Source organism: Klebsiella sp. M041 (assembly GCF_059759695.1).
Genome location: NZ_JCAXWU010000001.1, coordinates 250,962 through 274,987, shown reverse-complemented (window position 1 = coordinate 274,987; position 24,026 = coordinate 250,962). Strand labels below are relative to the sequence as shown.

Annotated in this window: 21 protein-coding genes and 2 pseudogenes; 9 read left to right on the top strand and 14 right to left on the bottom strand. The window is 60.8% G+C overall.

Annotated elements, in window-relative coordinates; all coding sequences use genetic code 11:
• The first annotated feature begins 52 nt into the window (after positions 1-52).
• Both nrdB and yfaE read left to right on the top strand, forming a co-directional pair.
• Positions 53-1,183 (top strand): class Ia ribonucleoside-diphosphate reductase subunit beta, encoded by a 1,131-nt coding sequence (gene nrdB / locus AC6CWS_RS01340; protein WP_004140835.1) that lies wholly within the window; start codon positions 53-55, stop codon positions 1,181-1,183.
• On the top strand, positions 1,183-1,437 hold the full coding sequence (gene yfaE, locus AC6CWS_RS01335; RefSeq protein ID WP_004201692.1) for a class I ribonucleotide reductase maintenance protein YfaE: 255 nt from the start codon (positions 1,183-1,185) through the stop codon (positions 1,435-1,437). Before nrdB ends, yfaE begins: the two co-directional genes overlap by 1 nt.
• 210 nt (positions 1,438-1,647) lie before the next feature.
• Here yfaE and glpQ read toward each other — a convergent pair whose 3' ends face one another.
• Complete coding sequence (gene glpQ, locus AC6CWS_RS01330; protein ID WP_080901571.1) at positions 1,648-2,718, bottom strand: glycerophosphodiester phosphodiesterase; 1,071 nt, start codon at positions 2,716-2,718, stop codon at positions 1,648-1,650.
• 9 nt (positions 2,719-2,727) lie between these two features.
• Positions 2,728-4,074, bottom strand: a complete 1,347-nt coding sequence (gene glpT, locus AC6CWS_RS01325; protein ID WP_023290488.1) for a glycerol-3-phosphate transporter — start codon at positions 4,072-4,074, stop codon at positions 2,728-2,730.
• Positions 4,075-4,346: 272 nt separating this feature from the next.
• Between glpT and glpA the strand changes: the two genes are divergently transcribed.
• From glpA to glpC, 3 genes are read left to right on the top strand one after another with little or no spacing between them, the layout of a single operon-like run.
• The gene (gene glpA / locus AC6CWS_RS01320; RefSeq protein WP_080901570.1) at positions 4,347-5,969 is read left to right on the top strand and encodes an anaerobic glycerol-3-phosphate dehydrogenase subunit A; all 1,623 of its coding nucleotides are present in this window, start codon (positions 4,347-4,349) and stop codon (positions 5,967-5,969) included.
• Positions 5,959-7,218 carry a glycerol-3-phosphate dehydrogenase subunit GlpB gene (gene glpB, locus AC6CWS_RS01315; RefSeq protein ID WP_064155531.1) on the top strand — a complete coding sequence of 420 codons (1,260 nt, stop codon included), beginning with the start codon at positions 5,959-5,961 and terminating at the stop codon, positions 7,216-7,218. Before glpA ends, glpB begins: the two co-directional genes overlap by 11 nt.
• Entirely contained in the window at positions 7,215-8,393 is a 1,179-nt protein-coding gene (gene glpC, locus AC6CWS_RS01310; protein WP_080901569.1) for an anaerobic glycerol-3-phosphate dehydrogenase subunit GlpC, read from the top strand. The genes glpB and glpC overlap by 4 nt, the downstream gene beginning before the upstream one ends.
• Before the next feature lie 21 nt (positions 8,394-8,414).
• Here glpC and yfaU read toward each other — a convergent pair whose 3' ends face one another.
• From yfaU to AC6CWS_RS01275, 7 genes and pseudogenes are all read right to left on the bottom strand, one after another.
• Complete coding sequence (yfaU, locus tag AC6CWS_RS01305; RefSeq protein ID WP_023290492.1) at positions 8,415-9,218, bottom strand: 2-keto-3-deoxy-L-rhamnonate aldolase; 804 nt, start codon at positions 9,216-9,218, stop codon at positions 8,415-8,417.
• 14 nt (positions 9,219-9,232) lie between these two features.
• Positions 9,233-10,522: an MFS transporter gene (locus AC6CWS_RS01300; protein ID WP_032428943.1), complete on the bottom strand. Its 1,290-nt coding sequence runs from the start codon at positions 10,520-10,522 to the stop codon at positions 9,233-9,235.
• 41 nt (positions 10,523-10,563) lie between these two features.
• Entirely contained in the window at positions 10,564-11,769 is a 1,206-nt protein-coding gene (rhmD, locus tag AC6CWS_RS01295; RefSeq protein WP_017899291.1) for an L-rhamnonate dehydratase, read from the bottom strand.
• 10 nt (positions 11,770-11,779) lie between these two features.
• Positions 11,780-12,565: an IclR family transcriptional regulator gene (locus tag AC6CWS_RS01290; RefSeq protein WP_023290494.1), complete on the bottom strand. Its 786-nt coding sequence runs from the start codon at positions 12,563-12,565 to the stop codon at positions 11,780-11,782.
• 203 nt (positions 12,566-12,768) lie between these two features.
• Positions 12,769-13,965: a nicotinamide mononucleotide deamidase-related protein YfaY gene (locus AC6CWS_RS01285; RefSeq protein WP_049013195.1), complete on the bottom strand. Its 1,197-nt coding sequence runs from the start codon at positions 13,963-13,965 to the stop codon at positions 12,769-12,771.
• Between the two features lie 102 nt (positions 13,966-14,067).
• Positions 14,068-14,610, bottom strand: coding sequence for a YfaZ family outer membrane protein (locus AC6CWS_RS01280; RefSeq protein ID WP_004201712.1), 543 nt, complete (start codon positions 14,608-14,610; stop codon positions 14,068-14,070).
• 283 nt (positions 14,611-14,893) lie between these two features.
• Positions 14,894-15,607, bottom strand: a pseudogene (locus AC6CWS_RS01275) (Rpn family recombination-promoting nuclease/putative transposase); the annotation flags it as partial.
• Here AC6CWS_RS01275 and AC6CWS_RS01270 point away from each other — a divergent pair.
• A pseudogene (locus AC6CWS_RS01270) lies at positions 15,600-15,683 on the top strand (nucleoside triphosphatase NudI); the annotation flags it as partial. The pseudogenes AC6CWS_RS01275 and AC6CWS_RS01270 sit on opposite strands and share 8 nt — an antisense overlap.
• Here AC6CWS_RS01270 and AC6CWS_RS01265 read toward each other — a convergent pair.
• Positions 15,675-17,081 (bottom strand): sensor histidine kinase, encoded by a 1,407-nt coding sequence (locus tag AC6CWS_RS01265; RefSeq protein WP_072413752.1) that lies wholly within the window; start codon positions 17,079-17,081, stop codon positions 15,675-15,677. The pseudogene AC6CWS_RS01270 and the gene AC6CWS_RS01265 sit on opposite strands and share 9 nt — an antisense overlap.
• The gene (tctD, locus tag AC6CWS_RS01260; RefSeq protein ID WP_032453566.1) at positions 17,068-17,745 is read right to left on the bottom strand and encodes a transcriptional regulator TctD; all 678 of its coding nucleotides are present in this window, start codon (positions 17,743-17,745) and stop codon (positions 17,068-17,070) included. The genes AC6CWS_RS01265 and tctD overlap by 14 nt, the downstream gene beginning before the upstream one ends.
• 133 nt (positions 17,746-17,878) lie before the next feature.
• On the opposite strand from tctD, the gene AC6CWS_RS01255 reads away from it, so the two are divergent.
• The 3 genes from AC6CWS_RS01255 to AC6CWS_RS01245 are packed head-to-tail and all read left to right on the top strand — an operon-like array spanning position 17,879 to position 20,835.
• Positions 17,879-18,859 carry a Bug family tripartite tricarboxylate transporter substrate binding protein gene (locus AC6CWS_RS01255; RefSeq protein ID WP_048297924.1) on the top strand — a complete coding sequence of 327 codons (981 nt, stop codon included), beginning with the start codon at positions 17,879-17,881 and terminating at the stop codon, positions 18,857-18,859.
• A gap of 15 nt (positions 18,860-18,874) precedes the next feature.
• Positions 18,875-19,306 carry a tripartite tricarboxylate transporter TctB family protein gene (locus tag AC6CWS_RS01250; RefSeq protein ID WP_023290501.1) on the top strand — a complete coding sequence of 144 codons (432 nt, stop codon included), beginning with the start codon at positions 18,875-18,877 and terminating at the stop codon, positions 19,304-19,306.
• Between the two features lie 11 nt (positions 19,307-19,317).
• Positions 19,318-20,835 carry a tripartite tricarboxylate transporter permease gene (locus AC6CWS_RS01245; RefSeq protein ID WP_023290502.1) on the top strand — a complete coding sequence of 506 codons (1,518 nt, stop codon included), beginning with the start codon at positions 19,318-19,320 and terminating at the stop codon, positions 20,833-20,835.
• On the opposite strand, the gene menE is transcribed toward AC6CWS_RS01245, so the two are convergent.
• From menE to menB, 3 genes are read right to left on the bottom strand one after another with little or no spacing between them, the layout of a single operon-like run.
• The gene (menE, locus tag AC6CWS_RS01240; protein WP_080901568.1) at positions 20,832-22,193 is read right to left on the bottom strand and encodes an o-succinylbenzoate--CoA ligase; all 1,362 of its coding nucleotides are present in this window, start codon (positions 22,191-22,193) and stop codon (positions 20,832-20,834) included. The two genes, AC6CWS_RS01245 and menE, sit on opposite strands and share 4 nt — an antisense overlap.
• Positions 22,190-23,155 carry an o-succinylbenzoate synthase gene (gene menC, locus AC6CWS_RS01235; protein WP_080901567.1) on the bottom strand — a complete coding sequence of 322 codons (966 nt, stop codon included), beginning with the start codon at positions 23,153-23,155 and terminating at the stop codon, positions 22,190-22,192. Before menC ends, menE begins: the two co-directional genes overlap by 4 nt.
• Positions 23,155-24,012 carry a 1,4-dihydroxy-2-naphthoyl-CoA synthase gene (menB, locus tag AC6CWS_RS01230; protein ID WP_004201730.1) on the bottom strand — a complete coding sequence of 286 codons (858 nt, stop codon included), beginning with the start codon at positions 24,010-24,012 and terminating at the stop codon, positions 23,155-23,157. The genes menC and menB overlap by 1 nt, the downstream gene beginning before the upstream one ends.
• Positions 24,013-24,026 lie beyond the last annotated feature (14 nt).

Sequence of the window (24,026 nt, the reverse complement as noted above, 5' to 3'; positions counted from 1 at the left end):
GCCCGGCCAACGCATCGCCGCCGGGCAATACAGTTCAACAGGACTCACTTCAATGGCATACACCACTTTTTCACAGACGAAAAACGATCAGCTGCTTGAGCCAATGTTTTTTGGCCAGCCGGTTAACGTGGCCCGCTACGATCAGCAAAAATACGATATCTTTGAAAAGCTGATTGAAAAACAGCTCTCCTTCTTCTGGCGCCCGGAAGAGGTTGACGTCTCCCGCGATCGCATTGACTACCAGGCGCTGCCGGAACATGAAAAACACATTTTCATCAGCAACCTGAAGTACCAGACGCTGCTCGACTCCATCCAGGGCCGTAGCCCGAACGTGGCACTGCTGCCGCTGATCTCCATCCCGGAGCTGGAGACCTGGGTGGAAACCTGGGCCTTCTCCGAGACCATTCACTCGCGCTCGTACACCCATATCATCCGCAACATCGTCAACGACCCGGCGACCGTGTTCGACGATATCGTCACCAACGAGCAGATCCAGAAGCGTGCCGAGGGGATCTCCCACTATTACGATTCGCTGATCGAGATGACCAGCTACTGGCACCTGCTGGGCGAAGGCACCCACACCGTCAACGGCAAGACCGTGACCGTCAATCTGCGCGAGCTGAAAAAGAAACTCTATCTGTGCCTGATGAGCGTCAACGCCCTGGAAGCGATCCGCTTCTACGTCAGCTTCGCCTGCTCCTTCGCCTTTGCCGAGCGCAAACTGATGGAAGGCAACGCCAAAATTATCCGCCTGATCGCCCGCGATGAAGCGCTGCACCTGACCGGCACTCAGCATATGCTGAACCTGCTGCGCTCCGGCAGCGACGATCCGGAAATGGCGGAAATCGCCGAAGAGTGCAAGCAGGAGTGCTATGACCTGTTCGTGCTGGCGGCGCAGCAGGAGAAAGAGTGGGCGGACTACCTGTTCCGCGACGGCTCGATGATTGGCCTGAACAAAGATATTCTCTGCCAGTACGTCGAGTACATCACCAATATCCGCATGCAGGCGGTGGGCCTCGATCTGCCGTTCCAGACCCGCTCCAACCCGATCCCGTGGATCAACACCTGGCTGGTCTCCGACAACGTCCAGGTGGCGCCGCAGGAAGTAGAGGTCAGCTCTTACCTGGTCGGCCAGATCGACTCTGAAGTCGATGCCGACGACCTGAGCAACTTCCAGCTGTAATGAAGCGGATCTTCTTGAAAATCTCTGACACTCGCCTTGAGTGTCAGGATGAACACCCTTCCCTGTTGGCTGCTCTTGAATCGCATAATATCGACGTCGAGTATCAGTGCCGCGCAGGCTATTGCGGCTCCTGCCGCACTCGTCTGGTCTCCGGCCAGGTTGACTGGCTGACCGAGCCGCTGGCCTTTATCCAGCCGGGAGAAATTTTGCCCTGCTGCTGCCGGGCGAAGGGCGATATTGAGATCGAGATGTAGTCTTGTCAGGTGGCGCTACGCTTACCTGACCTACTGTTCCAGGACCGGCCGTTTACGCACTGCCGCCCTGGGCTGCTGAAACTGCCGGTGTTGCGGCCTCAAAATCGCTGAGACGTTCCCGGAAGGCCAGGGCAGCCCGCATGGATGCGGGCTGAGGGCCGTGTTTTGCACGGACGCTGCCTCGGCCCGACCCGAAGCCTGCAGGGATATTTAGCGTTTAGCGTCCAGGAATTGCACCGCTTTATCCGGAAAATCGGTAAACAAGCCATCGACGTCCGCCTGGCGATACAGCAGGTCATAGAGCTGATTGACGTTGCTGGCGTACTCCGGCAGTTGATCCGCGCGCACGGTATACGGATGCACCTGCAGATGGCTGGCGTGCGCCTCCTTCACCATCGCCGTCAGCTTCACCGCCCCCGGCTTTGAGCCTTCCGCCACCAGCATATGATAATCCGGACCAATGCCGTCGGCGTACTGCGCAATCTGCGCCATGGCCCCCGGCTTGAACATCCAGTCATAGCTGTAGTTCACCCACTTGCCGTCAGCCTGCCGCTGCTGGGTTTCATTCCAGTCGGTATAGGCGATAAGCTGCACCAGCTTGAGATCCATGCCCATCTTCGGCTCCAGCTCATGCTTAATACGCTTGAGCTCGTTGGCGTCAAAGCACTGCAGATAGACCTTATCCTGCTTGCTGGTGTAGCCATATTCTTTCAGCACTTTCAGCGTGCTGGCGGCAATATCTTTGCCTTCCTGATGGTGGAACCACGGCGCTTTGATTTCCGGGTAAATACCGATGTTTTTGCCGGTGGAATGATTCAGCCCCTGGACAAACTCAATCTCTTCTTCAAAGGTATGAATGCGGAAATCGGATTTGCCCATCGGGAAACGCCCGGGATAGGTTTGCACATTCTTGCCATCTTTCGGCTCAAAGCCTTCGGTAAACGTCAGCGACTTGATCTCGGCCAGGGTAAAGTCGATGGCGTAAAAACGGCCATCTTGACGCGCCCGCTGCGGGAAGCGCTGAGCGACGTCGGTCACCCGATCCAGATAGTGGTCGTGCAACACCACCAGTCGGTCGTCTTTGGTCATCACCAGGTCTTGCTCAAGGTAATCCGCCCCCTGCGAGTAGGCCATCGCTTTCGCCGGCAGGGTATGTTCCGGCAGATAGCCGCTGGCGCCGCGGTGGGCGATAACCATTTTATCCGCCGCTGCCGCGCTGAAGCACAGCGCAGAACTGGCCAACATCATGCCGCTCATTAGCGCGGTGAGTTTCATGTTCATCGCCGCTCCTTAGGCTTGCTTCAGCTGTTGATGATGGCGGCGTTCACCGAGCATCACGATAACCAGCAGGACAACCGCCAGCACGCTGCCGCCGATCATCACCATAAAGCCGCCGTCCCAACCGAAGAAATCGACGGTGTAGCCGACGATGGCGCTCGCGGCCACGGAACCGCCGAGGTAACCGAACAGGCCGGTGAAGCCTGCGGCGGTGCCGGCGGCTTTCTTCGGCGCCAGCTCCAGCGCATGCAGACCAATCAGCATCACCGGGCCGTAGATCAGGAAGCCGATAATAATCATACAGGCCATATCGACGCCCGGGTTACCCGGCGGGTTCAGCCAGTACACGACGGTGGCGATGGTCACCAGGGTCATAAAGAACACGCCGGTGGCGCCGCGGTTGCCTTTAAACACTTTATCCGACATCCAGCCGCACAGCAGGGTGCCCGGGATCCCCGCGTACTCGTACAGGAAGTAGGCCCAGGAGGATTTATCCAGCGCGAAGTGCTTCACCTCTTTCAGGTAGGTCGGCGACCAGTCGAGAATGCCGTAGCGCAGCAGATAAACGAAGACGTTGGCGACCGCGATGTACCACAGCAGCTTGTTCGGCAGAATGTACTGCATAAAGATCTGCTTCGCCGTCAGCTCTTGTTCATGCTCTTCGCTGTAATCGTCCGGGTAGTCGTTTTTATACTCTTCGATCGGCGGCAGGCCGCAGGATTGCGGCGTATCGCGCATCATCGCGAAGGCGAAAATCGCCAGCAGAATAGCGCCGAAAGCCGGCATATAGAGCGCCGCATGCCAGTCGTTAAACCAGGCCATACCCAACAGGAACAGCAGCGGCGGAATCCCCCCGCCGACGTTATGCGCGCAGTTCCACACTGAAACAATTCCGCCGCGCTCTTTCTGCGACCACCAGTGGACCATGGTACGGCCGCACGGCGGCCAGCCCATCCCCTGGAACCAGCCGCAGAGGAACAGCAGCACGAACATGATCATGATGCTCGAGGTGGCCCACGGTACGAAGCCCATCACCAGCATCACCAGCGCGGCGAGGATCAGCCCCGCCGGCAGGAAAATGCGCGGATTCGAACGGTCAGAGACCGATCCCATGATGAATTTCGAAAATCCGTAGGCAATGGAGATGCCGGAAAGGGCGAAACCGAGATCGCCGCGGGAGAAACCTTGCTCGATAAGATAGGGCATCGCCAGGGCAAAGTTCTTACGAACCAGATAGTAAGCGGCATAACCAAAGAAGATGCCGATAAAAATCTGCCAGCGTAACCGACGATAGAGCGGGTCGATCTCCGCGGCTGGCAAACGCGCTTTATGCGCGGCGGGTTTAAAAATACTTAACATATCAGCCTCCGTGGCCCTTGCTGTTTTTTACTGACGTCACGACAACAATCCCAGATTAATCACCAACTTCGAATCTGGCCGCGATGGTAGGCAATACGTAGAGCTGATACTGTGAAACATCGCACAATTTGTTACAGAAATATGACAAAAGGTTCCAATGTGAGCACAAAATCACATAATGCGCTCAAATAACGCGCGAATATGCTCGAAATCAAACAATAACCTTATTGATTGTGGCTAAATGGCGGTAAACGAAAGCAGAGGAGCTGAAGATGACGGGACGTCTTGATAGCGAGGTCATCATCATCGGCGGCGGAGCAACCGGCGCCGGCATCGCCCGCGACTGCGCCCGACGCGGATTACGCACAGTGCTCATTGAGCGCCATGATATCGCCACCGGGGCCACCGGCCGTAATCATGGGCTGTTGCACAGCGGCGCCCGCTATGCGGTGACCGACAACGAATCCGCCCGCGAATGCATCAATGAGAACCGCATCCTGCGCCGCATCGCCCGTCACTGTATCGAACCGGCCGGCGGTCTGTTCATTACCCTGCCTGAAGACGATCTGGCCTGGCAGCAGACCTTTATCGCCGCCTGCCAGCAGGCTGGCATAGAGGCCACGCCGCTTTCTGCGCAGGAGGCGCTGCGCCGCGAGCCCGCCGTCAACCCGACGCTGCTGGGGGCGGTGCAGGTCCCGGATGGCACCATTGACCCGTTTCGCCTCACCGCGGCCAATATGCTCGACGCCCGCGAACACGGCGCGCAGATCCTCACCGGCTGCGAAGTGACAGGCCTGCTGCGCCAGGGCGACCGCGTCTGTGGCGTCCAGGTATACGATCGTCAGCTTCACCAGACCCGCGCTCTGTACGCCGGGGTAGTGGTCAATGCCGCCGGGATCTGGGGGCAGCGCATTGCGGAATATGCCGACCTGCGCATCACCATGTTCCCGGCGAAGGGATCGCTGTTGATCCTTGACCACCGGATTAACAACCTGGTGATCAACCGCTGCCGTAAGCCGGCCGATGCCGATATTCTGGTGCCCGGGGATACCATCTCGCTGATCGGCACCACCTCGATGCATATTCCTTATGACGAAATTGACGACAACCGGGTAACGACCACGGAAGTCGAAACCCTGCTGCGCGAAGGTGAAAAGCTGGCGCCGGTCATGGGCCGCACCCGGATCCTCCGCGCCTACTCCGGCGTGCGCCCGCTGGTGGCCAGCGACAACGATCCCAGCGGACGCAGCGTCAGCCGCGGCATCGTCCTGCTCGACCATGCTCAGCGCGACGGCATGGAAGGCTTCATTACCATCACCGGCGGCAAGCTGATGACCTATCGCCTGATGGCCGAGTGGGCCACCGACGCCGTCTGTCGTAAGCTGGGCAACACCACCCCCTGTTCCACGGCCGAGAGCCCGCTCCCCGGGTCGCAGGAGCCGACGGAAAGCACCCTGCGAAAAATTATCTCCCTGCCGGGCCCGCTGCGCGGCTCTGCTGTCTACCGCCATGGCGATCGCACGCCGGCCTGGCTTGGCGACAGCCGCCAGCACCGTAGTCTGGTCTGCGAATGCGAAGCCGTCACCGCTGGTGAAGTGAAATACGCGGTGGAAAATCTGGCGGTCCACACCCTGCTCGACCTGCGCCGCCGTACCCGGATTGGCATGGGGACCTGCCAGGGGGAACTCTGCGCCTGCCGCGCCGCCGGTCTGCTGCAGCGCTTTAACGTCACAACCCCCGCGCAGTCGTTGACCCAGCTGTCGGCGTTTCTCAATGAGCGCTGGAAGGGCGTGCAGCCCATCGCCTGGGGCGACGCGCTGCGCGAAAGCGAATTCACCCGCTGGGTCTACCTCGGCCTGTGCGGACTACCACAGGAGCATCAGGATGAAATTTGACTGCGCGATTATCGGCGGCGGACTGGCCGGCCTGCTGTGCGGCCTGACGCTGAATCAGTCCGGCCTGCGCAGCGTTATCATCAGCCGCGGGCAAAGCGCGTTGCATTTTTCCTCCGCGTCGTTAGATCTGCTCTCGGCGCTGCCGAACGGCGATAACGTCACTGACCTCGCGCAAGGTCTGCAGCAGCTCGCTGAACTGCTTCCTGAGCACCCTTATTCCCGGCTCGGCGCCGGGGCGGTGCTCGAATACGCAAAACAAACTGAAGCCCTGCTGGCCGCCTGCGGCGCGGTGATGCAGGGCGACGCGCACCGCCCGCACCGGCGGGTAACGCCGCTGGGGACGCTGCGCGCGGCGTGGCTATCGCCGCAGGAGGTTCCTGTCGCGCCACTCCCCCGACAGGGGGTCTGTCTGGTGGGGATCAGCGGCTTTGCCGATTTTCAGCCGCATCTCGCCGCCGCCGCGCTCGGGCAAACCGGCGTCACCGCCGTAGCGGCGGAAATCGAGTTACCGCTGCTGGATGTTTTACGTGACAACCCCACCGAGTTTCGCGCCGCCAATATCGCCCGCCTCCTCGACGATGAAAACCACTGGCCTGCCCTGCATGCGGCGCTGCTGCCGCTGGCGCAGCAGCATGAGCTGCTAATCATGCCCGCCTGCTTTGGCCTCGCCGACGATCGCCTGTACCACTGGCTGCAGGCGCGCCTGCCCTGCCCGCTGCGTCTGCTGCCGACGCTGCCGCCTTCGGTTCCCGGGATGCGCCTGCACAGTTTGCTGCAGCGGCAGTTTATTCGCGGCGGCGGCACCTGGCTTGCCGGCGATGAAGTGGTGAACATCAGCCATCGACAGGGCGCCGTCGAGGCCGTCTGGACGCGAAATCACGGCGATATTGCGCTGCGTCCGCGTTTTACCGTGCTGGCCAGCGGCAGCTTTTTCAGTAACGGTCTTGTCGCCACGCGGGATAGCGTGCGCGAACCCATTCTCGGTCTCGATCTACAGCAGACCCTGCCGCGCGACGACTGGTACCAGCGCGACTTCTTTGCCTCCCAGCCGTGGCAGCGCTTCGGGGTGAAAACCGATGCCCTGCTGCGCCCCATGCTGGGCGGGCAGCCGTTCAGCAATCTTTTCGCCATCGGTTCACTGCTCGGCGGGTTCGATGCCATTCAGCTCGGCTGCGGCGGCGGGGTCTGCGCCGTCACCGCACTGCACGCCGCCAGACAGATCCACGCCCTCGCCGGAGGCCGACCATGAACGATACCCGTTTTGAAAGCTGCATTAAGTGCACGGTCTGTACCACCACCTGTCCGGTCAGCCGGGTCAATCCGCGCTATCCCGGGCCGAAACAGGCGGGGCCGGACGGCGAACGCCTGCGCCTGAAGGATGGCGCGCTGTACGATGAGGCGCTCAAGTACTGCATTAACTGCAAGCGCTGTGAGGTCGCCTGCCCGTCGGATGTGAAAATTGGCGATATCATTCAGCGCGCCCGGGCACAGTATGGCCAGCAAAAACCGACCCTGCGCGACGCTATTCTCAGCCATACCGATCTGATGGGCACCCTTTCCACCCCCTTTGCCCCACTGGTAAACGCCACCACCGGCTTAAAACCGGTACGCCGCCTGCTCGACGCGGCGCTCAATATCGATCATCGCCGCACGCTGCCAAAATATGGCTTCGGCACCTTCCGCCGCGCTTACCGCCAGCTCGCGGCCAGACAGGCGCAGTACCCTGAGCAGGTGGCCTTCTTTCATGGTTGCTACGTCAACTATAACCACCCGCAGCTGGGCAAGGATCTGATTCGCGTCGTCAATGCGCTGGGCACCGGCGTGCAGTTGTTATCACGGGAAAAATGCTGCGGCGTGCCGCTGATCGCCAACGGCTTTTTTGACAAAGCGCGTAAGCAGGCGCAGAGCAACGTCGCCGCGATGCGGGAAAACGCGCTGCCGATCATCGCCACCTCCTCGACCTGCACCTTTACGCTGCGCGATGAATACCCGCACCTCCTTGATGTCGACAACAGCGATCTCCGCGACCGGGTGGAGCTGGCCACTCGCTGGATCTGGAAACAACTGGATAGTGGCAAAACGCTGCCGCTGCGCCCGCTGCCGCTGAAGGTGGTCTATCACACGCCGTGCCATATGGAGAAAATGGGCTGGTCGCAGTATACCCTCGAACTGCTGCGGCTGATCCCTGGCCTGCAGCTGGAAGTGCTGGATTCGCAGTGCTGCGGCATCGCCGGCACCTACGGGTTTAAGACTGAGAATTACGCGCTATCCCAGGCTATCGGCGCCCCGCTGTTCCGTCAGATTGAGGAGAGCGGCGCCGACATCGTCGTCACCGACTGCGAGACCTGTAAATGGCAGATAGAAATGTCCACCAGCAAACGCTGCGAACATCCGCTGACGGTGCTGGCGCAGGCGCTCGCCTGAGTCCGGCGCCAGCCTGCGCCGTCAATAGCTCGCTTTCTCCTGCGGCTGAGCGCTGGCGGATTTAAACATTGCCAGCCGGCGGTCCAGCGCCTGGGTGTACAGCATGGTATCGACCCCGACGGCGACGAAATTGGCCCCCCAGGCGAGACATTTTTCCGCCATCGCCGGGTCGACCGCCAGAAATCCGGCCGCTTTTCCCGCCGCGCGAATGCGCCGGATGCTCTGCTCAATCACCCGCTGCACGTCAGGATGGCCAGCATCGTCCGGGTGTCCCAGCGAAGCGGAGAGATCCGCCGGTCCGATAAACACCCCGTCAATGCCCTCCACCTCGAGGATAGCGTCCAGATTTTCCAGCGCGGTTCGGCTCTCCACCTGAATCAGCAGACAGAGTTCGTCATTCGCCTCCGCCATATAATTCTCCACTCTGCCCCAGCGCGCCGCCCGGGCCACGCCGGCGCCAACGCCGCGGCTACCGACGGGAGGATAACGGGTTGCCGAGACGACTTCCCGCGCCTGCTCGGCGGTATCGACCATCGGCACCAGCAACGTTCTGGCGCCAATATCCAGCACCTGTTTTATCAGGCTGCGGCTGCCCTCCACCGGACGGATCACCGGCTGACTGGCATAAGGGGCGATGGCCTGGAGCTGATGATAAAGGTCCTGAATAGTGTTCGGGGCATGCTCGCCGTCGATCAGCAGCCAGTCATATCCTGAAGTGGCGGCAATCTCCGCCAGATAGGAGGAGGTCGAGCTCAACCACAGGCCTATTTGCGTCTCACCGCGTAATAATCCACGTTTGAAGGGGTTAGATAACAGTGCGTTCATAGCGATTCCTTTAATCAATGCTGTACGCCGCCGCGCTGAGGAACCGCGCGGGTGAGGCTTAATGAGAAGATGGTGATCACCCCGATGATGGCCACGCCGGCCAGGGTTAACAGTCCAGCGGCGCTGCTGGCGAACAGCGTTTCGGCCTGCACGCGAACGATCGGCGCCAGAAAGCCGCCGATGGCGCCAAACAGGTTAACGAAGCCAATCCCGGCGGCCAGCGCCGTGCCGGAGAGCAGCTGCGTCGGCATCGTCCAGAAGACCGGCTGCACGGCAATCACGCCAACCGCCGCCACGCACAGCGCAATGATAGCCAGCACCGGCGCCACCAACCCGGAAACCGCAATCCCGACCGCTGCCGCCAGCAGCGTCAGCGCGGCAATATTGCGCCGCTCGCCGGTGCGATCGGAGTAGCGAGGGATAAGCCAGGTACCGAACAGCGCCGCCACCCACGGAATAGCCGTCACCACCGAGGCAATGAAGCCGACTTTGGTGCCCAACAGCGCGGCGACCTGAGTGGGCAGGAAGAAAATCAGGCCATAGACCGCCACCTGAATGGTCATGTAGATCAGCGCCAGCTGCCAGACCCGCCCGTTACGCAGCGCATCGGACAGACGCGAGGTGACCTTTTTCTCCTCCTCTCGCGCCAGCTCGCTTATCAGCGCCTGTTTCTCCGCCGCGCTCAGGAAGCGGGCATGCTGCGGCGAATCGTCCAGCCAGAAGAAGGTGAACGCTCCCGCGGCGACGGCGAGCAGGCCTTCAATCACAAACATCCAGAACCAGCCGGGATGGCCCATAAACCCATGCATCTCCAGCAGCGCGCCGGATAAAGGCGAACCGAGGGTCAGCGCCAGCGGCGCCCCCATATAAAAAAGCCCCATAATGCTGGCGCGGTTTTGCTGGGGAAACCACTGAGACGTGAGGTAGATCATGCCGGGGAAGAAGCCCGCCTCCGCCGCGCCCAGCAGGGTACGTACCAGCAGGAATTTCGCTTCCGTATCCGCCCACGCCATCGCCGCCGACAGCACGCCCCACAGCAGCGTGGTGCAGCCGATCCATTTTCTGGCGCCAAATTTGCGCATCAGCAGGTTGGCCGGCACCCCAAGAAAGGCATAGACCACAAAGAAAATCCCCGCCCCCAGCGCATAGGCTTCGTTGCTGAGGCCAGTGTCCAGCTGGTAGGTCTCTTTGGCGAAACCGATATTCGAACGGTCAAGAAACGCCAGCACGTACAGCGCCAGCATAAAGGGGATTAAGCGGGCGCGGTTTTTCTTCACCACGCTCTCCAGCAGAGTGTTGCTCATCATAATATCCTCAGGCGTGGGCCGCCAGGCGGCCCGGGGGATCAGTGTTGATAAGGACGTTTCAGGTTGCAGTCGCGATTGAGCTCGACGCCAAAGCCGGGTTTATCCAGTACCGATTTATGAATCCGCCCCCTCTCCGGTACCGGCTCGCCGAGCAGGATCGGGTCGAACTGCGGACGCAGCGTGGCGCAGTCAGGACTGGTCATCAGAAACTCGCTGAACGGCGTGTTGGTGAAAGTGATCACCGCATGATGTGAGTAAACCGACGAGCCGTGCGGCACCACCAGCTGCCCGCGCGCTTTAGCAATAGCCGCTATCTCCACCAGCGTGGTTAAGCCGCCGCACCAGCCGACGTCGGGCTGCATAATATCGATTCCGGTCTCCGACAGGGTGCGGAAGGACTGCAGGGTGCCGTGGTGCTCGCCGCTGGTCACCATCATCCCGGCCGGCGCCTGGCGCTTCAGCTCGCGATAACCTTCATACTGCTGCGGCGGCAGGCACTCCTCGATCCACTTGAGGTTGTAAGGGGCGCAGGCATGGGCAAGTTTGGTGGCATAGTTAACGTCCTGGCTCATCCAGCAGTCCAGCATTAACCAGAAATCCGGGCCGCATTTTTCGCGCATGTCCGCCACCATGGCGACGTCTTTGCGGATCCCGGCGTCGCCATCGTGCGGCCCCCAGTGGGTGGGCATTTTGCCACCGATAAAGCCCATCTCCTGCGCCAGATCCGGACGGGCGCCGGTGGCATAGAACTGGATTTCGTCACGCACCGCTCCGCCCAGCAGTTTGTAGACCGGCAGGCCAACCACTTTCCCGAACAGATCCCACAGCGCAAGGTCGACACAGGAGATGGTGTTCATCACCAGACCGCCGGATCCTGCGTAGTAAAGGGTGGCGTTGAGCATCTGGTCGTGGATCAGTTTGATATCGCTGACGCATTTGCCTTCGATAAAGCGGTTGAGATGTTTTTCCACGATAAAGCAACCCATCTCTCCGGCCGTCGACACGGCAAAGCCGGTCTGCCCGTTGTCGGCTTCCACTTCCACAATCAGCGTGCCCAGCACGTTGATGCCAAACGACTGGCGGGACTGCTCATACTGTTTGTATTTGCTCATCGGCGTGGCGATATGGTCGTCAATCCAGTGGTTAGCCCCCTGATCGTGGTAATCGCCGCCGCCGGCGCCCTGCTCTGCGGTGGCGCCGCCGGTAAACCAGGCGCGGACGTGTTTAATTTTCGGTAGGGTCATGGTGTTCTCCTTATGATGAGGCGAGTTGTTCAAAGGGGCTTTTCCACCCCAGCAGTCGTGAAATATCTTTCGCGCAGGCAATCGCCTTACCGGCAAGGTAATCGCGATTGTCTTCATTGATTTGCAGACGGGTACCCACCACCGAGATGGCGGCGGTCAGGTCGTTATTGGCGTTAAAAACCGGGGCGGCCACGCAGCGCACGTCCGGATAGTCCTCGCCATTATCAAAGCTCCAGCCCCGGGCGCGGATCCGCCCCAGCTCCTCCCGCAGCTGTTGAGCATTGCTGATGGTCGTTGGCGTAGCCCGCTCCCACTGCAGTTCATCGATAATCGATGCCTGAACCCCGGCGGGCTGCCAGGCCAGCAGACATTTGCCGATCCCGGAGCGGTAAAGCGACAGGCTCTTTCCTTCGTGCGAACGCACGCTAATGGTGGCGGGTGATTCAATTTTCAGAATGTAGTAGGCGTTACCGTGATCGATAATGCCCAGATGGCAGAGCAGGCCGCACTCATCCATCAGCCGGGTCAGGCGCGGCCGCGCCAGCTCGCGCAGGTCCATTTTGCTTAGCGCCTGCCCGGCCAGCTCCACCAGTTTGGTCCACAGGCAGTAGTTATCCTGATTATCCATACTGATGAAGCGCTGCTTTTTCAGCTCGCCCAGCAGCAGATAAACCGTGCTTTTCGGGATCCCCAGCTCCGCTATTATCGTCGCCGCGCTGCAGGGTCCGATGCGGCCAATTAAATTGAGGATCTCAATCGCGCGGGTCAGCGCCGGGACTTTCGTTGATTCCAACATACTGGACTCCAATCCTGAATACTGGAATCAGTGTTGCGGTTGTCCGGGCGGTAAAGTGTGAGCGACATCGCGGGGCAATCGCTTTCCCGTATGCTGGACCGTTCGCAGCGGAAAATTGCGACTTAACGCACAGAATTTTTTCAGGAGAGTACAACAGGCTGGACAACCGGCGCCCGGGAGAAGCCCGCGCGCCGGGAAACGACTTACAGCGAGAGGGAATCCACCACGTTAATCCAGCCATGTTCACTGGCCAGCGGTTGGCCATTCAGCCAGCGACGCAGCAGGTTTAATGCCATCATGGCGCAGACTTCCTGGCGTACCGCCAGGCTGTGGCGAGTGACGCTAAACTTCACCCGCAGCGCGAAGGTGCCGTCGGGGGTGGCCAGGGCCACGTTAAGATGATCGTTTTCCTGGCCGCTCACCGCCAGGGCCAGGCCGGCAAAATGGTTAATGCGCCGCTCGGCCGCCCAGCGGGCCGCCTGCGCCAGCGTCTCCTCCTGCGCCGGGACCACTTCGCTGGCCAGCAGCGGCGCGCCGGCGCGGGACAGCTGGAGCGCCAGCAGACCGCCGGTAAACTGCTCGCTGAGCGTCAGGCTCAGCTGCCGCTCCTGCAGACAGCGTGCAATCTGCGCCGGTAACCCTTCAGTGCCTTCGAAAATCAGGCTGTCGCCAGCCACTTTACGCACTTCCGGCCACAGGGCCAGCATGGCGTCACGCTGCTCAGCCGGTCCGGTCAGCTTCAGCTCAATGATCGGCATCGACGAGCGGTAGCCCATCACCACGCCAGGCGGTAACGTCAGCGGATTGAGGTTTTGCGCCAGCTCGCTTTCCGAGCGGCCAAAAGTGGTCAGCCGCAGGCATACCGGCGGTTCCGGCAGCGTAAAGCGCTGGCGCAGGCGCGGTAAAATCTCCTGCTCGACCATCACTTTGAATTCAGAGGGAACGCCGGGGGTGAAAAACATCAGGCAGCGATTGAGCTGGATGGCAAAGCCGCAGGCCGTGCCCACCGGGTTATTGATCATCTCGGCGCTGGCGGGGATTTCCGCCTGCTTACGGTTGCTTTCCGCCATCGGCCGCCCGCGTTCAGCAAAGAAGCGGGTCATGGTTTCCAGCCACTCCGGATGCAAAATAAGTCCTTCGCCTTTCGCGGTGGCCGCGGCCAGCGCGCTCAGGTCGTCGCTGGTTGGGCCGAGGCCGCCATTGACGATCAGCACATCCGCCTGTTCGCTGCGTTCGCGAAGAATCGCCACCAGCGCATCGAGATCGTCGCCGACGGTATTACGGCGCGTTAATGGTAAACCCTGATTAAAAAAGAAATCCGCCAGCCATGCTGCATTGGTGTCAACGATTTGACCATGCAACACTTCATCGCCAGTGGACAGCATTTCCACATTCAACATTGCTCACTCCTTGCCTGCCAGGTGGCAAATACTATAACGCAAAGCGGGAGGCTGACGAGGAGGAAAATCTGGCGCGGCAAGAAGAGACCGCGCCGGAGGAGATTAGAAGCTGGCGCTGGCGCCGATGTACGGGCCGTCGGCGATGGTGTTATCGCGGTTGCCATCTTTGCCCGCCAGGTTCAGATAGCGATAGCCTGCCTGGATGCTGAGCGGACGCATAATGGTCCAGCTGGCGCCGACGTTGGCTTCCTGATAGCTGTCAATGCCGCTGGAGAGGGAATCTGGAGAGTAGTAGTAGTCGCCATACAGACGGAAGCTGTCGCCGATTTTCCACTGCAGGCCGCCGCCGACCGCGGCCGCATAACCTTCATCACCCTGTTTCGGGTTGGTGTATACCCCTTTACCGCCCACGGTCGCCAGGAACGGCCCCAGTGGAATATTCAGGCCCAGGCCTAAACCCGCGGCGTCGCCGTCGTTATCGCTGTGCAGCCAGTTACCCGAAACAGCCAGACCGGTGGACTCGGTGCCGAAGCCGACCCCAAGGTTGGTGTAATGCTCGCCTGCTTCGCCGGTAACGCTGATCGCATGGGCCGCCGAAGAGACCAGCATGACGCCAGCCAGCGCCATAAAAATGCTTTTTTTCATTATTTACTCTATCCAGAAAATTAAAATCAAAGAAGTCCCGAAAAAACCTGAAAATTCTACTGCGCACTCGTCAGGAATCAATGACCTGGCGAAATGATTTTTCACAAGAGTGTAACCAGTTGCGTCTTTTTACAGCAATACCGCCGCGCATTTGCGAAAGAATGTAAATTTCACCGCATTCATATTCAGTAGAATTATATTTAATTAGGTTGTATTGATTGAATAAATCTATATTTACCTGCGCAATCGCCATTGCGCAGGCTGTTTGAAGGAAGCAGAAAAATTAATGGGCGAGCAGGGCCAGGCGCTCCGGCGCAAGCCCCGTCAGCTTCGCCACCAGCGCCAGATCAAGCCTGTTTTCCAGCATCGCCTTGGCAATACGTTGCGCAGCCAATTGTTCTCCCTGTTCAAGACCTTGCTGCAGGCCCTGCTGATGGCCGCGTTGTTCCAGAAACTGGGCAATGTTCATTAGCGTCTCCTTATGCAGCCGTCTGGGGACATTTTGCGCAAGATTACGTAAAAAGGCGACCGGATCGGCGGCATTTCCTGCCTGTAATAAATAGTGAAGCAGCGTCCTGAGCTGTCTGCGGCTAGTGTATCCCAGCGCCAACAGGCTGGCTAGTTGCTCCTGCAGTTCCATCATATCGCGTTGCCGGATATGCTTTTGCAGCAACTCAAGCATCGCGACCCGTCGGTGCTGCATTATTATATCGTCAGGAAGCACCGTGATATCGATTAAGTGAAAATCCTGATTGTATACTTGCCGCGCGGTTTGCGGATGAGCAAATCCTTCCAGCCAGCACATGGGATACGGCCAGGGCGAGACTTGCCCATGATAAAAAAGCTGCGGGATCACCAATGGCAGTTGCGTATGTCCTTTATCCAGATGGCGCTGCATCGCTGCTATCGCATAACGCATCAGGCGAAATGCCATATGACGGTCCGCAGAGCTTTGATGTTCGATAAGCAGATAGATATATCCGTCCCCCGCCTGGGTGAAAGCGGATGAGCTTAAAAACTACGATCTCAATGCCGCCACCCGCCTCACCCTGAGCATGAAGGGGCTACTCTGACGCCACGGTCAGCAGGCGCAGCGTCGCCTTCAGTCCGCCCAGGCTTTCGCTGCGCGAAAGCTGCAGGTGGCTACGATGCAAACGTGCAATATCGTTAACCAGCGCCAGGCCCAGCCCGGCGCCGGGAATCGCGCCCGCGTTATCGAGGCGGCGAAACGGCATCAGCGCCTGGTGTACCTGGTGGTCGTCAATTCCCGGACCGCTGTCTTCCACGCTGAGCAACACTGCGTCGCCATCGCGATGCAGGCTAAGCGTGACCGTTCCATATTCCGGGGTATAGCGAATGGCATTGTCGAGCAGGTTAGCGCACAGCTCCCCCAGCAGAACGCTATCGCCTGCCACATATACCGCCGACTGCTCGCCCTCGTAGCCAAGATCGATATGTTTGCTCCGCGCTTGCGCGATACGTGAAAAGCAGCTGTTGCGCACAATCTCCGGCAAGTTAATCACCGCAAACGCCTGCTCCCGCTGTTTTACCGTCGCCAGCTGCAGCAACCGCTCCGTTAACAAGACCGTATCGTCCAGCGTGGCGCGCATCGCCTGCAGACTTTCGCGCCACAGTTGCGGATCGTCGCTGGCCAGGGCTACCGAAGCCTGCGTTTTCAGCACCGCCAGCGGTGTTTTCAGCTGATGGGACGCATCGGCGCTGAAGCGCTCCTGGCGGGAGATCATCACCCGCAGGCGGTCGATGTAGCGGTTGAACGCGACAATCAGCAGCCGCGTTTCCGACCAGGGCAGCAGCTCCGGCAGCGGCGTCAGCAGACCGGGTTCACGGCGCACCATCAGCGCGGAGAGCTGACGCATGGGCCGCAGCACGCGGCGCAGCAGCCAGGCTGCCAGCACCAGCGTCAACAGGACCAGTAACCCCTGCGACACCCAGGATGAGAAGAGTAATTGTCCGGCCAGCCAGCGGCGGGACTGCAGCGTTTCGGCAATATATATCTCCGCCATGCCAACGATGCCGCCTTCGTTGATGGGCTGCAGCAGGCGCGCCACGCGGATTGCCTGACCGCGATATTCGGTATGATAAAACCACGCCAGCGCCGGATAGAGCTGAGTTCGCGAGGTGGAGGGCGGCATCGCGGGCAGATCGTCATAGCCGGAAATGACCTTCCCCTGCGGGTCGAGCACCTTGTAATAGAGACGATCGTTCATATTGAGCTCGAAGCTGTCCAGCACCACCCAGGGCACATTCACCTCCAGTTGCCCTCCGCGAACCACCAGCTGCTCGGCCACCGTCCGCGCCGACGACAGCAGGGTACGATCGTAGGCTTGCGTCGCCGCCTGCAGCGCGCTGACGTAGCTGTTAAACGCGGAGAGTCCCCACAGCAGGACCAGCGGCAGGCCGAGAAACAGCAACAGTTGGGCATAGAGCGATTGCGGCTTACTCCATCTCATGGCGCTCGCACTCAAGCAGATAGCCTAAACCGCGCAGGGTGGTTATACGCACATTGCTCGCCTGAAGTTTCTTGCGCAGACGGTGAATGTAGAGTTCGATGCTTTCCGGACTGACGTCATCGCTGAGGCTGAACACCTGTTCGAACAGCTGCTGACGGGAAACCGGGCGAGTGCGGCGAAACATCAGCACCTTCAATAGCGCCAGCTCGCGCGGCGTCAGAGACAACATCTGGCCGCGGAGTAAAAAATAGCCTTCGTCACAATACGCCAGCTCGCCAAGCTGCTGCACCTCATGCACCTGCCCTTCGCTGCGCCGGAGCAGCGCCCGCAGGCGGGCGTCGAGCTCTTCCAGCTCAAAGGGCTTAGGTAAATAGTCATCCGCGCCGGCATTTAAGCCCTTCACCCGGTCCGCTACCGCGCTGCGGGCGGTCAGCAACAGCACCGGCAGGGTCTGCCCGCGCTTGCGCAGCCGCTGCACCACTTCAAGGCCATCGAACCCCGGCATACCGATATCCAGCACCGCCAGCGCATATTGCTCGCTTTGCAGCAGATGGTCGGCCGCACGCCCGTCAGCGACGCAATCTACGGCAAAACCGCCCTGCACCAGCGCTTTTTCCAGCCAGTGAGCCAGCTCACGATTATCCTCGGCTAATAAGAGACGCATATCACATCCTGTAACGTTGCTGCTGCATTGAAAGGGAAATGAAAGGTAACTGTTTTAACAATCATGCAACCGAATCGCCATATGTCGGTTCACATAATCAAAAAAACCTGCCCTGTACCTGCTGAGGAAGCCTATGAAAACGCCATTTTTCCGCCATCTGAGCGCCATCGCGCTGTGCCTTTGCACCACATCCGCCTTCGCCGCGGAGGCCCCGTCCCGCACCGAATGTATCGCGCCCGCTAAACCCGGCGGCGGCTTTGACCTGACCTGTAAGCTGATTCAGGTGAGCCTGATGGAAACCGGCGCTATCGAGAAACCGATGCGCGTCACCTATATGCCCGGCGGCGTGGGCGCGGTAGCCTACAACGCCATTGTCGCCCAGCGCCCGGCAGAGCCGGGGACCGTCGTCGCCTTCTCCGGCGGCTCGCTGCTGAACCTGTCGCAGGGTAAATTCGGCCGTTACAGCGTCGATGACGTGCGCTGGCTGGCGAGCGTCGGCACCGACTACGGCATGATCGCCGTGCGCGCCGATTCGCCATGGAAAGATCTGAAGTCGTTTATGACCGCGATGGAGAAAAATCCCTCCAGTATCGTGATTGGCGCCGGGGCCTCCATCGGCAGCCAGGACTGGATGAAAGCGGCGCTGCTGGCGCAAAAAGCCAACGTCGACCCGCATAAAATGCGCTATGTCGCCTTTGAAGGCGGCGGCGAGCCGGTGACCGCGCTGCTCGGTAACCATGTGCAAGCGGTCTCCGGCGATCTCAGCGAGATGGTGCCCTATCTGCAGGGCAATAAAATCCGCGTGCTGGCGGTCTTCTCCAGTGAACGATTGCCGGGCGCGCTCGCCGATGTCCCTACCGCTAAAGAGCAGGGCTACGACCTGGTCTGGCCGATTATTCGCGGCTTCTTTATGGGCCCGAAAGTCAGCGACGCCGAGTACCAGTGGTGGGTCGATGAATTCACTAAACTGCAGCAAACCGAAGCGTTCAAAAAGCAACGTGAACTGCGCGGCCTGTTTGAATTCAACATGAACGGCAAGGAGCTCGATACCTACGTTAAGCAGCAGGTCAGCGACTATCGCGAACAGGCGAAAGCCTTTGGCCTGGCAAAATAATCCGCGGAGGCGCTAATGAGCGATCGTATTTTTGCCGGAGTGTGGCTGTTGTTATGTATTGGCGGTCTGTTTATCGCCTGGCAGATCCACAGCGAATACGCCTATGAACCCGTCGGCCCGCGTCCCTTCCCGCTCGGGATCATCGGCCTGATGCTGCTGTGCTCGGCGTTAATGTTGCTGCGTCGCCCGGACGCCGTCGAGTGGCCGGGACGGCATGTGCTGCAGCGTCTGCTGACCATGGTCGTGGTGCTGGTGGTCTACGCCTGGGGGTTTGAATGGCTCGGTTTTCCGCTGGCCACCGCGCTGCTGACGGCGATCATTGGTCTGCTGTTCGGCGCGACGCTGCCGGCGGCGGGCATTGCCGGCGTCGCGATGGGCGTGTCGTTATGGTACGCCTTCGACACCCTGCTCGATGTCACCCTGCCCCTTGGCATCTGGTTTAATTAACGGAGGCGTTTATGGATACCTGGATCTATCTCTCGCAGGGCTTCGCCGTCGCCATGACGCCGGAGAACCTGCTCATCGCCCTGATCGGCTGCTTTGTCGGGACTATCGTCGGCCTCCTGCCGGGGCTGGGGCCTATCAACGGCGTGGCGATTCTGCTGCCGCTGGCTTTCGCCCTGCATTTACCCGCGGAGTCGGCGCTGATCCTGCTGGCGACGGTTTATATCGGTTGCGAATACGGCGGGCGTATTTCATCAATTCTGTTGAACGTGCCCGGCGATGCCGCCGCCATTATGACCGCCCTCGACGGCTATCCGATGGCCCAGCAGGGTCGCGGCGGCGTTGCGCTGTCGATTTCCGCCGTCAGTTCCTTCTTTGGCTCAATGATCGCCATCGGCGGTATTATTTTGTTCGCGCCGCTGCTCGCCCAGTGGTCGCTGGCGTTCGGTCCGGCGGAGTACTTCGCGCTGATGGTCTTCGCCATCGCCTGTCTTGGCAGCATGATGGCGCAGAACCCGCTGAAGTCGTTCCTCGCGGCGTTAATCGGCCTGGGTCTGGCGACGGTAGGGGTGGACGCCAATACCGGGGTTTACCGCTTCACCTTCGACAGCGTCCATCTCTCCGACGGCGTACAGTTTATTGTGGTGGTGATCGGCCTGTTCTCGGTTTCAGAGATCCTGCTGATGCTGGAGAGCACCAGCGGCGGGCAAACGCTGGTGCGGAAAACCGGACGGATGCTGTTTAACACCAAAGAGGCCGCGCAGTGCGTCGGCGCGACCCTGCGCTCTTCGGTGGTGGGTTTCTTCGTCGGCATTCTGCCCGGCGCCGGGGCGACCATCGCCAGCGCCATTACCTACATGACGGAGAAAAAACTCAGCGGTAACAGCGATAACTTCGGCAAGGGCGATATTCGCGGCGTGGCGGCGCCGGAAGCGGCCAATAACGCCTCCGCCTGCGGTTCCTTTATTCCCATGCTGACGCTCGGCGTGCCGGGGTCCGGCACCACCGCGGTGATGATGGGCGCGCTGACGCTGTATAACATCACCCCCGGCCCGGCAATGTTCACCGAGCAGCCGGATATCGTCTGGGGGCTGATTGCCGCCCTGCTGATCGCCAACGTGATGCTGCTTATCATGAACATTCCGCTGATCGGCCTGTTCACCCGTATGCTGACCATTCCACTGTGGTTTCTGGTCCCGGCCATCGCCGCGGTCTCCGCCGTCGGCGTCTACGCGGTACACAGCACTACTTTTGACCTGCTGCTGATGGTGGGGCTTGGGGTGCTCGGCTACATCATGCGCAAAATGCACTTCCCGATGTCGCCGCTGATCCTTGGCTTCGTGCTGGGGGAGATGCTGGAGCAGAACCTGCGTCGCGCGCTGTCGATCAGCAACGGCAATCTGGCGATCCTGTGGCAAAGCGGGGTGACCAAAACGCTGCTGGTGCTGGCTATCGCCGTGCTGGTGGTGCCGCCGCTGCTGCGTCTGCGGCGTAAACAGCGCCAGCGTCGCGCCGAAGCCAATATCGGCTAAGCCGGCGAATTGACCCATTCGCGCAGCGCCCGGCGCGAGATCTTAATCCCACCGTTCTTTAACGTTTCCGGCAGCCGCAGCCAACGCACCGGCTGCTGGAAACGCGCCAGCCGTTCCGCGCTCCATGCCGCCAGCACGCTCATTTCGCAGCCGTCATCGCATTCCACCACCGCTACCGGGCGCTGGCCATATTCCGCATCGTCCAGCGGCACGACAAACGCCTGCTGTATCTGCGGATGCGCCCCGATGATCCGTTCCACCTCCTCCGGCTGGATCCCTTCCCCACCGCTGAAAAAGAGATTATCCAGGCGCCCAAGGAGAGTAAGCCGTCCATCGATGATCTCGCCGCGATCGCGGGTGGCAAACCACCCTTCGTCGTTGGTCAATGGCAACAATTGACCGTCGCGCCAGTAGCCCGCGGCCATGCTCGCCGCTCGCAGCCAGACCTCGCCGGCAACGATTTTCATCTCCCGCCCCGGCAACGCCGCGCCCACATCCGCCGCGCCGTCGGCCTCTTTAGCGCAGACGGTGGAAGCGAATTCGGTCAGGCCATAGCCGCAGTAGGTGCGTACCCCCTGCCCCCGCGCCCGCTCGGTCAATTCGACCGGGATCGCCGCGCCGCCGAGCAGCACCGCCTTGAGGGAAAGCGCAGCATCGTCATTCAGCAGGCGCCACAGCTGAGTCGGCACCAGCGAAGCATGGGTACAGCCCTGCAGCATCTGCGCCAGCGGCTGTTTATCGCGCACCGTCAGCCGCGCGCCGGCCAGCAGCCAGCGCCACATAATCCCCTGGCCGGAGACATGAAACAGCGGCAGCGACAGCAGCCAGTCATCTTCTGCGGCAAACGGCATCAGCGCCAGCACGCCGGCGGCGCTGGCCAGATGGGCGCTGGCATGATGCACCGCCGCCTTCGGCAAACCGGTCGACCCCGAGGTCAGCGTCATTGAGGCGAAACGATCCTCACGCCACGGCACAGCATGGGTTCCCGCTGTCGCCTGCAGGGTTAACGCCGGTAAATCCCCCGGCAGCGCATCGCCGTTAAGCACCAGCTGATGCTGGACGGTCAACGCTGGCAGCAGTTCCTGCAGCAACGCCGTCGGCAGCTGCGGATTGAGCGGCAGCACCCGCGCGCCGCACTGCAGCAGCGCCAGCCAGGCCAGCAGCGTCGACGGCTGGTTAAAAGCCTGCAGCGCCACCCCGTGACCTTCGGTTACGCCCTGCGCGGCAAACCCGGCCGCCAGCGCGTCAACGCGGGCGCACAGGTCGCGCCAGGTCAGCGGCTGGTCATTCAGGCGCAGCGCCTGCGCCTCTCCGCGCCGCTGGCGCCAGTGCCGCCAGGGCCAGTCGCGAAAGGTCACAGCAGCGGCTCCAGCGTATCGATGCTGAGCATCGGCAGGGTGCTTTCCGGCCACGCCCGCACCAGCTGGGCGCCCATCAGCGACAGGGTGTCCAGTCCGGGGATGGTCTGCGGCGTCAGCCAGGCGGCAACCCGCGCCAGCTGGGTTAACCCGAGGCTGGACTCGATCGACGAGCTGATCACCGCGCTCAGCCCCAGCGCATGGGCCGCGGCGACCTGCTGCTGAACCCGGTGTAAACTGCCGGTTAGCGTCGGCTTGATCACCACCGCGCGCACGCCCGGCTCGGCGACGAAGCGAAAATCCGCCTCGCGCAGGCTTTCATCCCAGGCGATAGCGATCCCGGTTTCGCGACTAAAGGCCCGCGAGTCCTCCCGCGTTTTACAAGGTTCCTCAAGAAAGGCAATGCGCTGGCGATACGCCGGATCGACATATTTCGCAAACTGCTGCGCTTTCAGCGGCGTCCAGGCCCGGTTGGCATCCAGACGCAGCTGCAGGTCGGGGATGGCTTCCAGCAGCAGATTAACCACCATGCCGTCGCGGACCGCCTCCCAGAGCCCCACTTTCACCTTAGCGACTTTCTCGCCGGGCATCGCCGCCAGTCTGGCGAACAGCTCATCCGGATCGCCGGAGCAGAGCGGCGCCGCGCGATAATCCGCGGCCTGCGGCAGCTCGCCGCTGAGCTCCGCCTGCGCGCAGCTGATGCCAAACGCGACAGAGGGCAGCGCAGGAAGCGCCGGCTCCGCGCCGTCGCGCCAGGCCTGAGCCCAGGGCAGCAGCGCCGCCTCCGCCTCCGCCAGAGTCTCTGCGCTGAATCCCGGCAGGGGAGAAATTTCCCCCCAGCCCTCCCGCTCACCCTCCCGCAGGTGGATGAACAGCCCGTCGCGGGTTTTTAACCGCCGTTCTCGCAGCACCACGCCCGCGTCCATCGGTATCTGCCAGCGGTAAACCTGCGAAACGCGCATTAGGGATTCCGTTTAAATTTGCTGAAGTCCGGCTGACGTTTCTGGTTGAAGGCATTGCGGCCTTCCTGTCCCTCTTCCGTCATGTAGAACAGCATGGTGGCGTTGCCCGCCAGCTCCTGCAGACCGGCCTGGCCGTCGCAGTCGGCGTTCAGCGCCGCTTTCAGGCAGCGCAGCGCCATTGGGCTGTTCTGCAGCATTTCACGACACCAGCGCACCGTCTCTTTTTCCAGATCCGCCAGCGGCACCACGGTGTTCACCAGCCCCATGTCCAGCGCCTGCTGCGCGTCATACTGACGGCAGAGGAACCAGATTTCGCGCGCTTTTTTCTGCCCGACGATGCGCGCCATATAGGAGGCGCCCCAGCCGCCGTCGAAGGAGCCGACTTTCGGCCCGGTCTGACCGAAGATGGCGTTTTCCGCCGCGATGGTCAGATCGCACATCATGTGCAGCACGTGGCCGCCGCCGATAGAGTAGCCGGCCACCATCGCTACCACCGGTTTCGGGCAAGTGCGGATCTGGCGCTGAAAGTCGAGTACGTTGAGATGATGCACGCCGGAGTCGTCCTGATAGCCGCCGTAATCGCCGCGGACTTTCTGATCGCCGCCGGCGCAAAAGGCTTTCTCACCTTCGCCGGTCAGGACAATCACCCCGATATTGTCGTCATAACGGGCATCCGCCAGCGCCTGGATCATCTCTTTGACGGTCAGCGGGCGGAAGGCGTTGCGCACCTGCGGGCGATTGATTGTGATTTTGGCAATGCCGTCGGCCGATTTGTGATAGCGAATATCGGTATAGCCTTCGGAACAATCGTGCCATTCAACAGGGGCATAGAGCATTGCTTCATCAAGAGAGATCATAGAATGTCCTTCAG

What these genes read in the sequence shown, in the direction of transcription:
- nrdB (WP_004140835.1), top strand. Translation starts at nt 53, where the DNA reads ATGGCATACACCACTTTTTCACAGACGAAAAACGATCAGCTGCTTGAG.
- yfaE (WP_004201692.1), top strand. Translation starts at nt 1,183, where the DNA reads ATGAAGCGGATCTTCTTGAAAATCTCTGACACTCGCCTTGAGTGTCAG.
- glpQ (WP_080901571.1), bottom strand. Translation starts at nt 2,718, where the DNA reads ATGAACATGAAACTCACCGCGCTAATGAGCGGCATGATGTTGGCCAGT.
- glpT (WP_023290488.1), bottom strand. Translation starts at nt 4,074, where the DNA reads ATGTTAAGTATTTTTAAACCCGCCGCGCATAAAGCGCGTTTGCCAGCC.
- glpA (WP_080901570.1), top strand. Translation starts at nt 4,347, where the DNA reads ATGACGGGACGTCTTGATAGCGAGGTCATCATCATCGGCGGCGGAGCA.
- glpB (WP_064155531.1), top strand. Translation starts at nt 5,959, where the DNA reads ATGAAATTTGACTGCGCGATTATCGGCGGCGGACTGGCCGGCCTGCTG.
- glpC (WP_080901569.1), top strand. Translation starts at nt 7,215, where the DNA reads ATGAACGATACCCGTTTTGAAAGCTGCATTAAGTGCACGGTCTGTACC.
- yfaU (WP_023290492.1), bottom strand. Translation starts at nt 9,218, where the DNA reads ATGAACGCACTGTTATCTAACCCCTTCAAACGTGGATTATTACGCGGT.
- AC6CWS_RS01300 (WP_032428943.1), bottom strand. Translation starts at nt 10,522, where the DNA reads ATGAGCAACACTCTGCTGGAGAGCGTGGTGAAGAAAAACCGCGCCCGC.
- rhmD (WP_017899291.1), bottom strand. Translation starts at nt 11,769, where the DNA reads ATGACCCTACCGAAAATTAAACACGTCCGCGCCTGGTTTACCGGCGGC.
- AC6CWS_RS01290 (WP_023290494.1), bottom strand. Translation starts at nt 12,565, where the DNA reads ATGTTGGAATCAACGAAAGTCCCGGCGCTGACCCGCGCGATTGAGATC.
- AC6CWS_RS01285 (WP_049013195.1), bottom strand. Translation starts at nt 13,965, where the DNA reads ATGTTGAATGTGGAAATGCTGTCCACTGGCGATGAAGTGTTGCATGGT.
- AC6CWS_RS01280 (WP_004201712.1), bottom strand. Translation starts at nt 14,610, where the DNA reads ATGAAAAAAAGCATTTTTATGGCGCTGGCTGGCGTCATGCTGGTCTCT.
- AC6CWS_RS01265 (WP_072413752.1), bottom strand. Translation starts at nt 17,081, where the DNA reads ATGAGATGGAGTAAGCCGCAATCGCTCTATGCCCAACTGTTGCTGTTT.
- tctD (WP_032453566.1), bottom strand. Translation starts at nt 17,745, where the DNA reads ATGCGTCTCTTATTAGCCGAGGATAATCGTGAGCTGGCTCACTGGCTG.
- AC6CWS_RS01255 (WP_048297924.1), top strand. Translation starts at nt 17,879, where the DNA reads ATGAAAACGCCATTTTTCCGCCATCTGAGCGCCATCGCGCTGTGCCTT.
- AC6CWS_RS01250 (WP_023290501.1), top strand. Translation starts at nt 18,875, where the DNA reads ATGAGCGATCGTATTTTTGCCGGAGTGTGGCTGTTGTTATGTATTGGC.
- AC6CWS_RS01245 (WP_023290502.1), top strand. Translation starts at nt 19,318, where the DNA reads ATGGATACCTGGATCTATCTCTCGCAGGGCTTCGCCGTCGCCATGACG.
- menC (WP_080901567.1), bottom strand. Translation starts at nt 23,155, where the DNA reads ATGCGCGTTTCGCAGGTTTACCGCTGGCAGATACCGATGGACGCGGGC.
- menB (WP_004201730.1), bottom strand. Translation starts at nt 24,012, where the DNA reads ATGATCTCTCTTGATGAAGCAATGCTCTATGCCCCTGTTGAATGGCAC.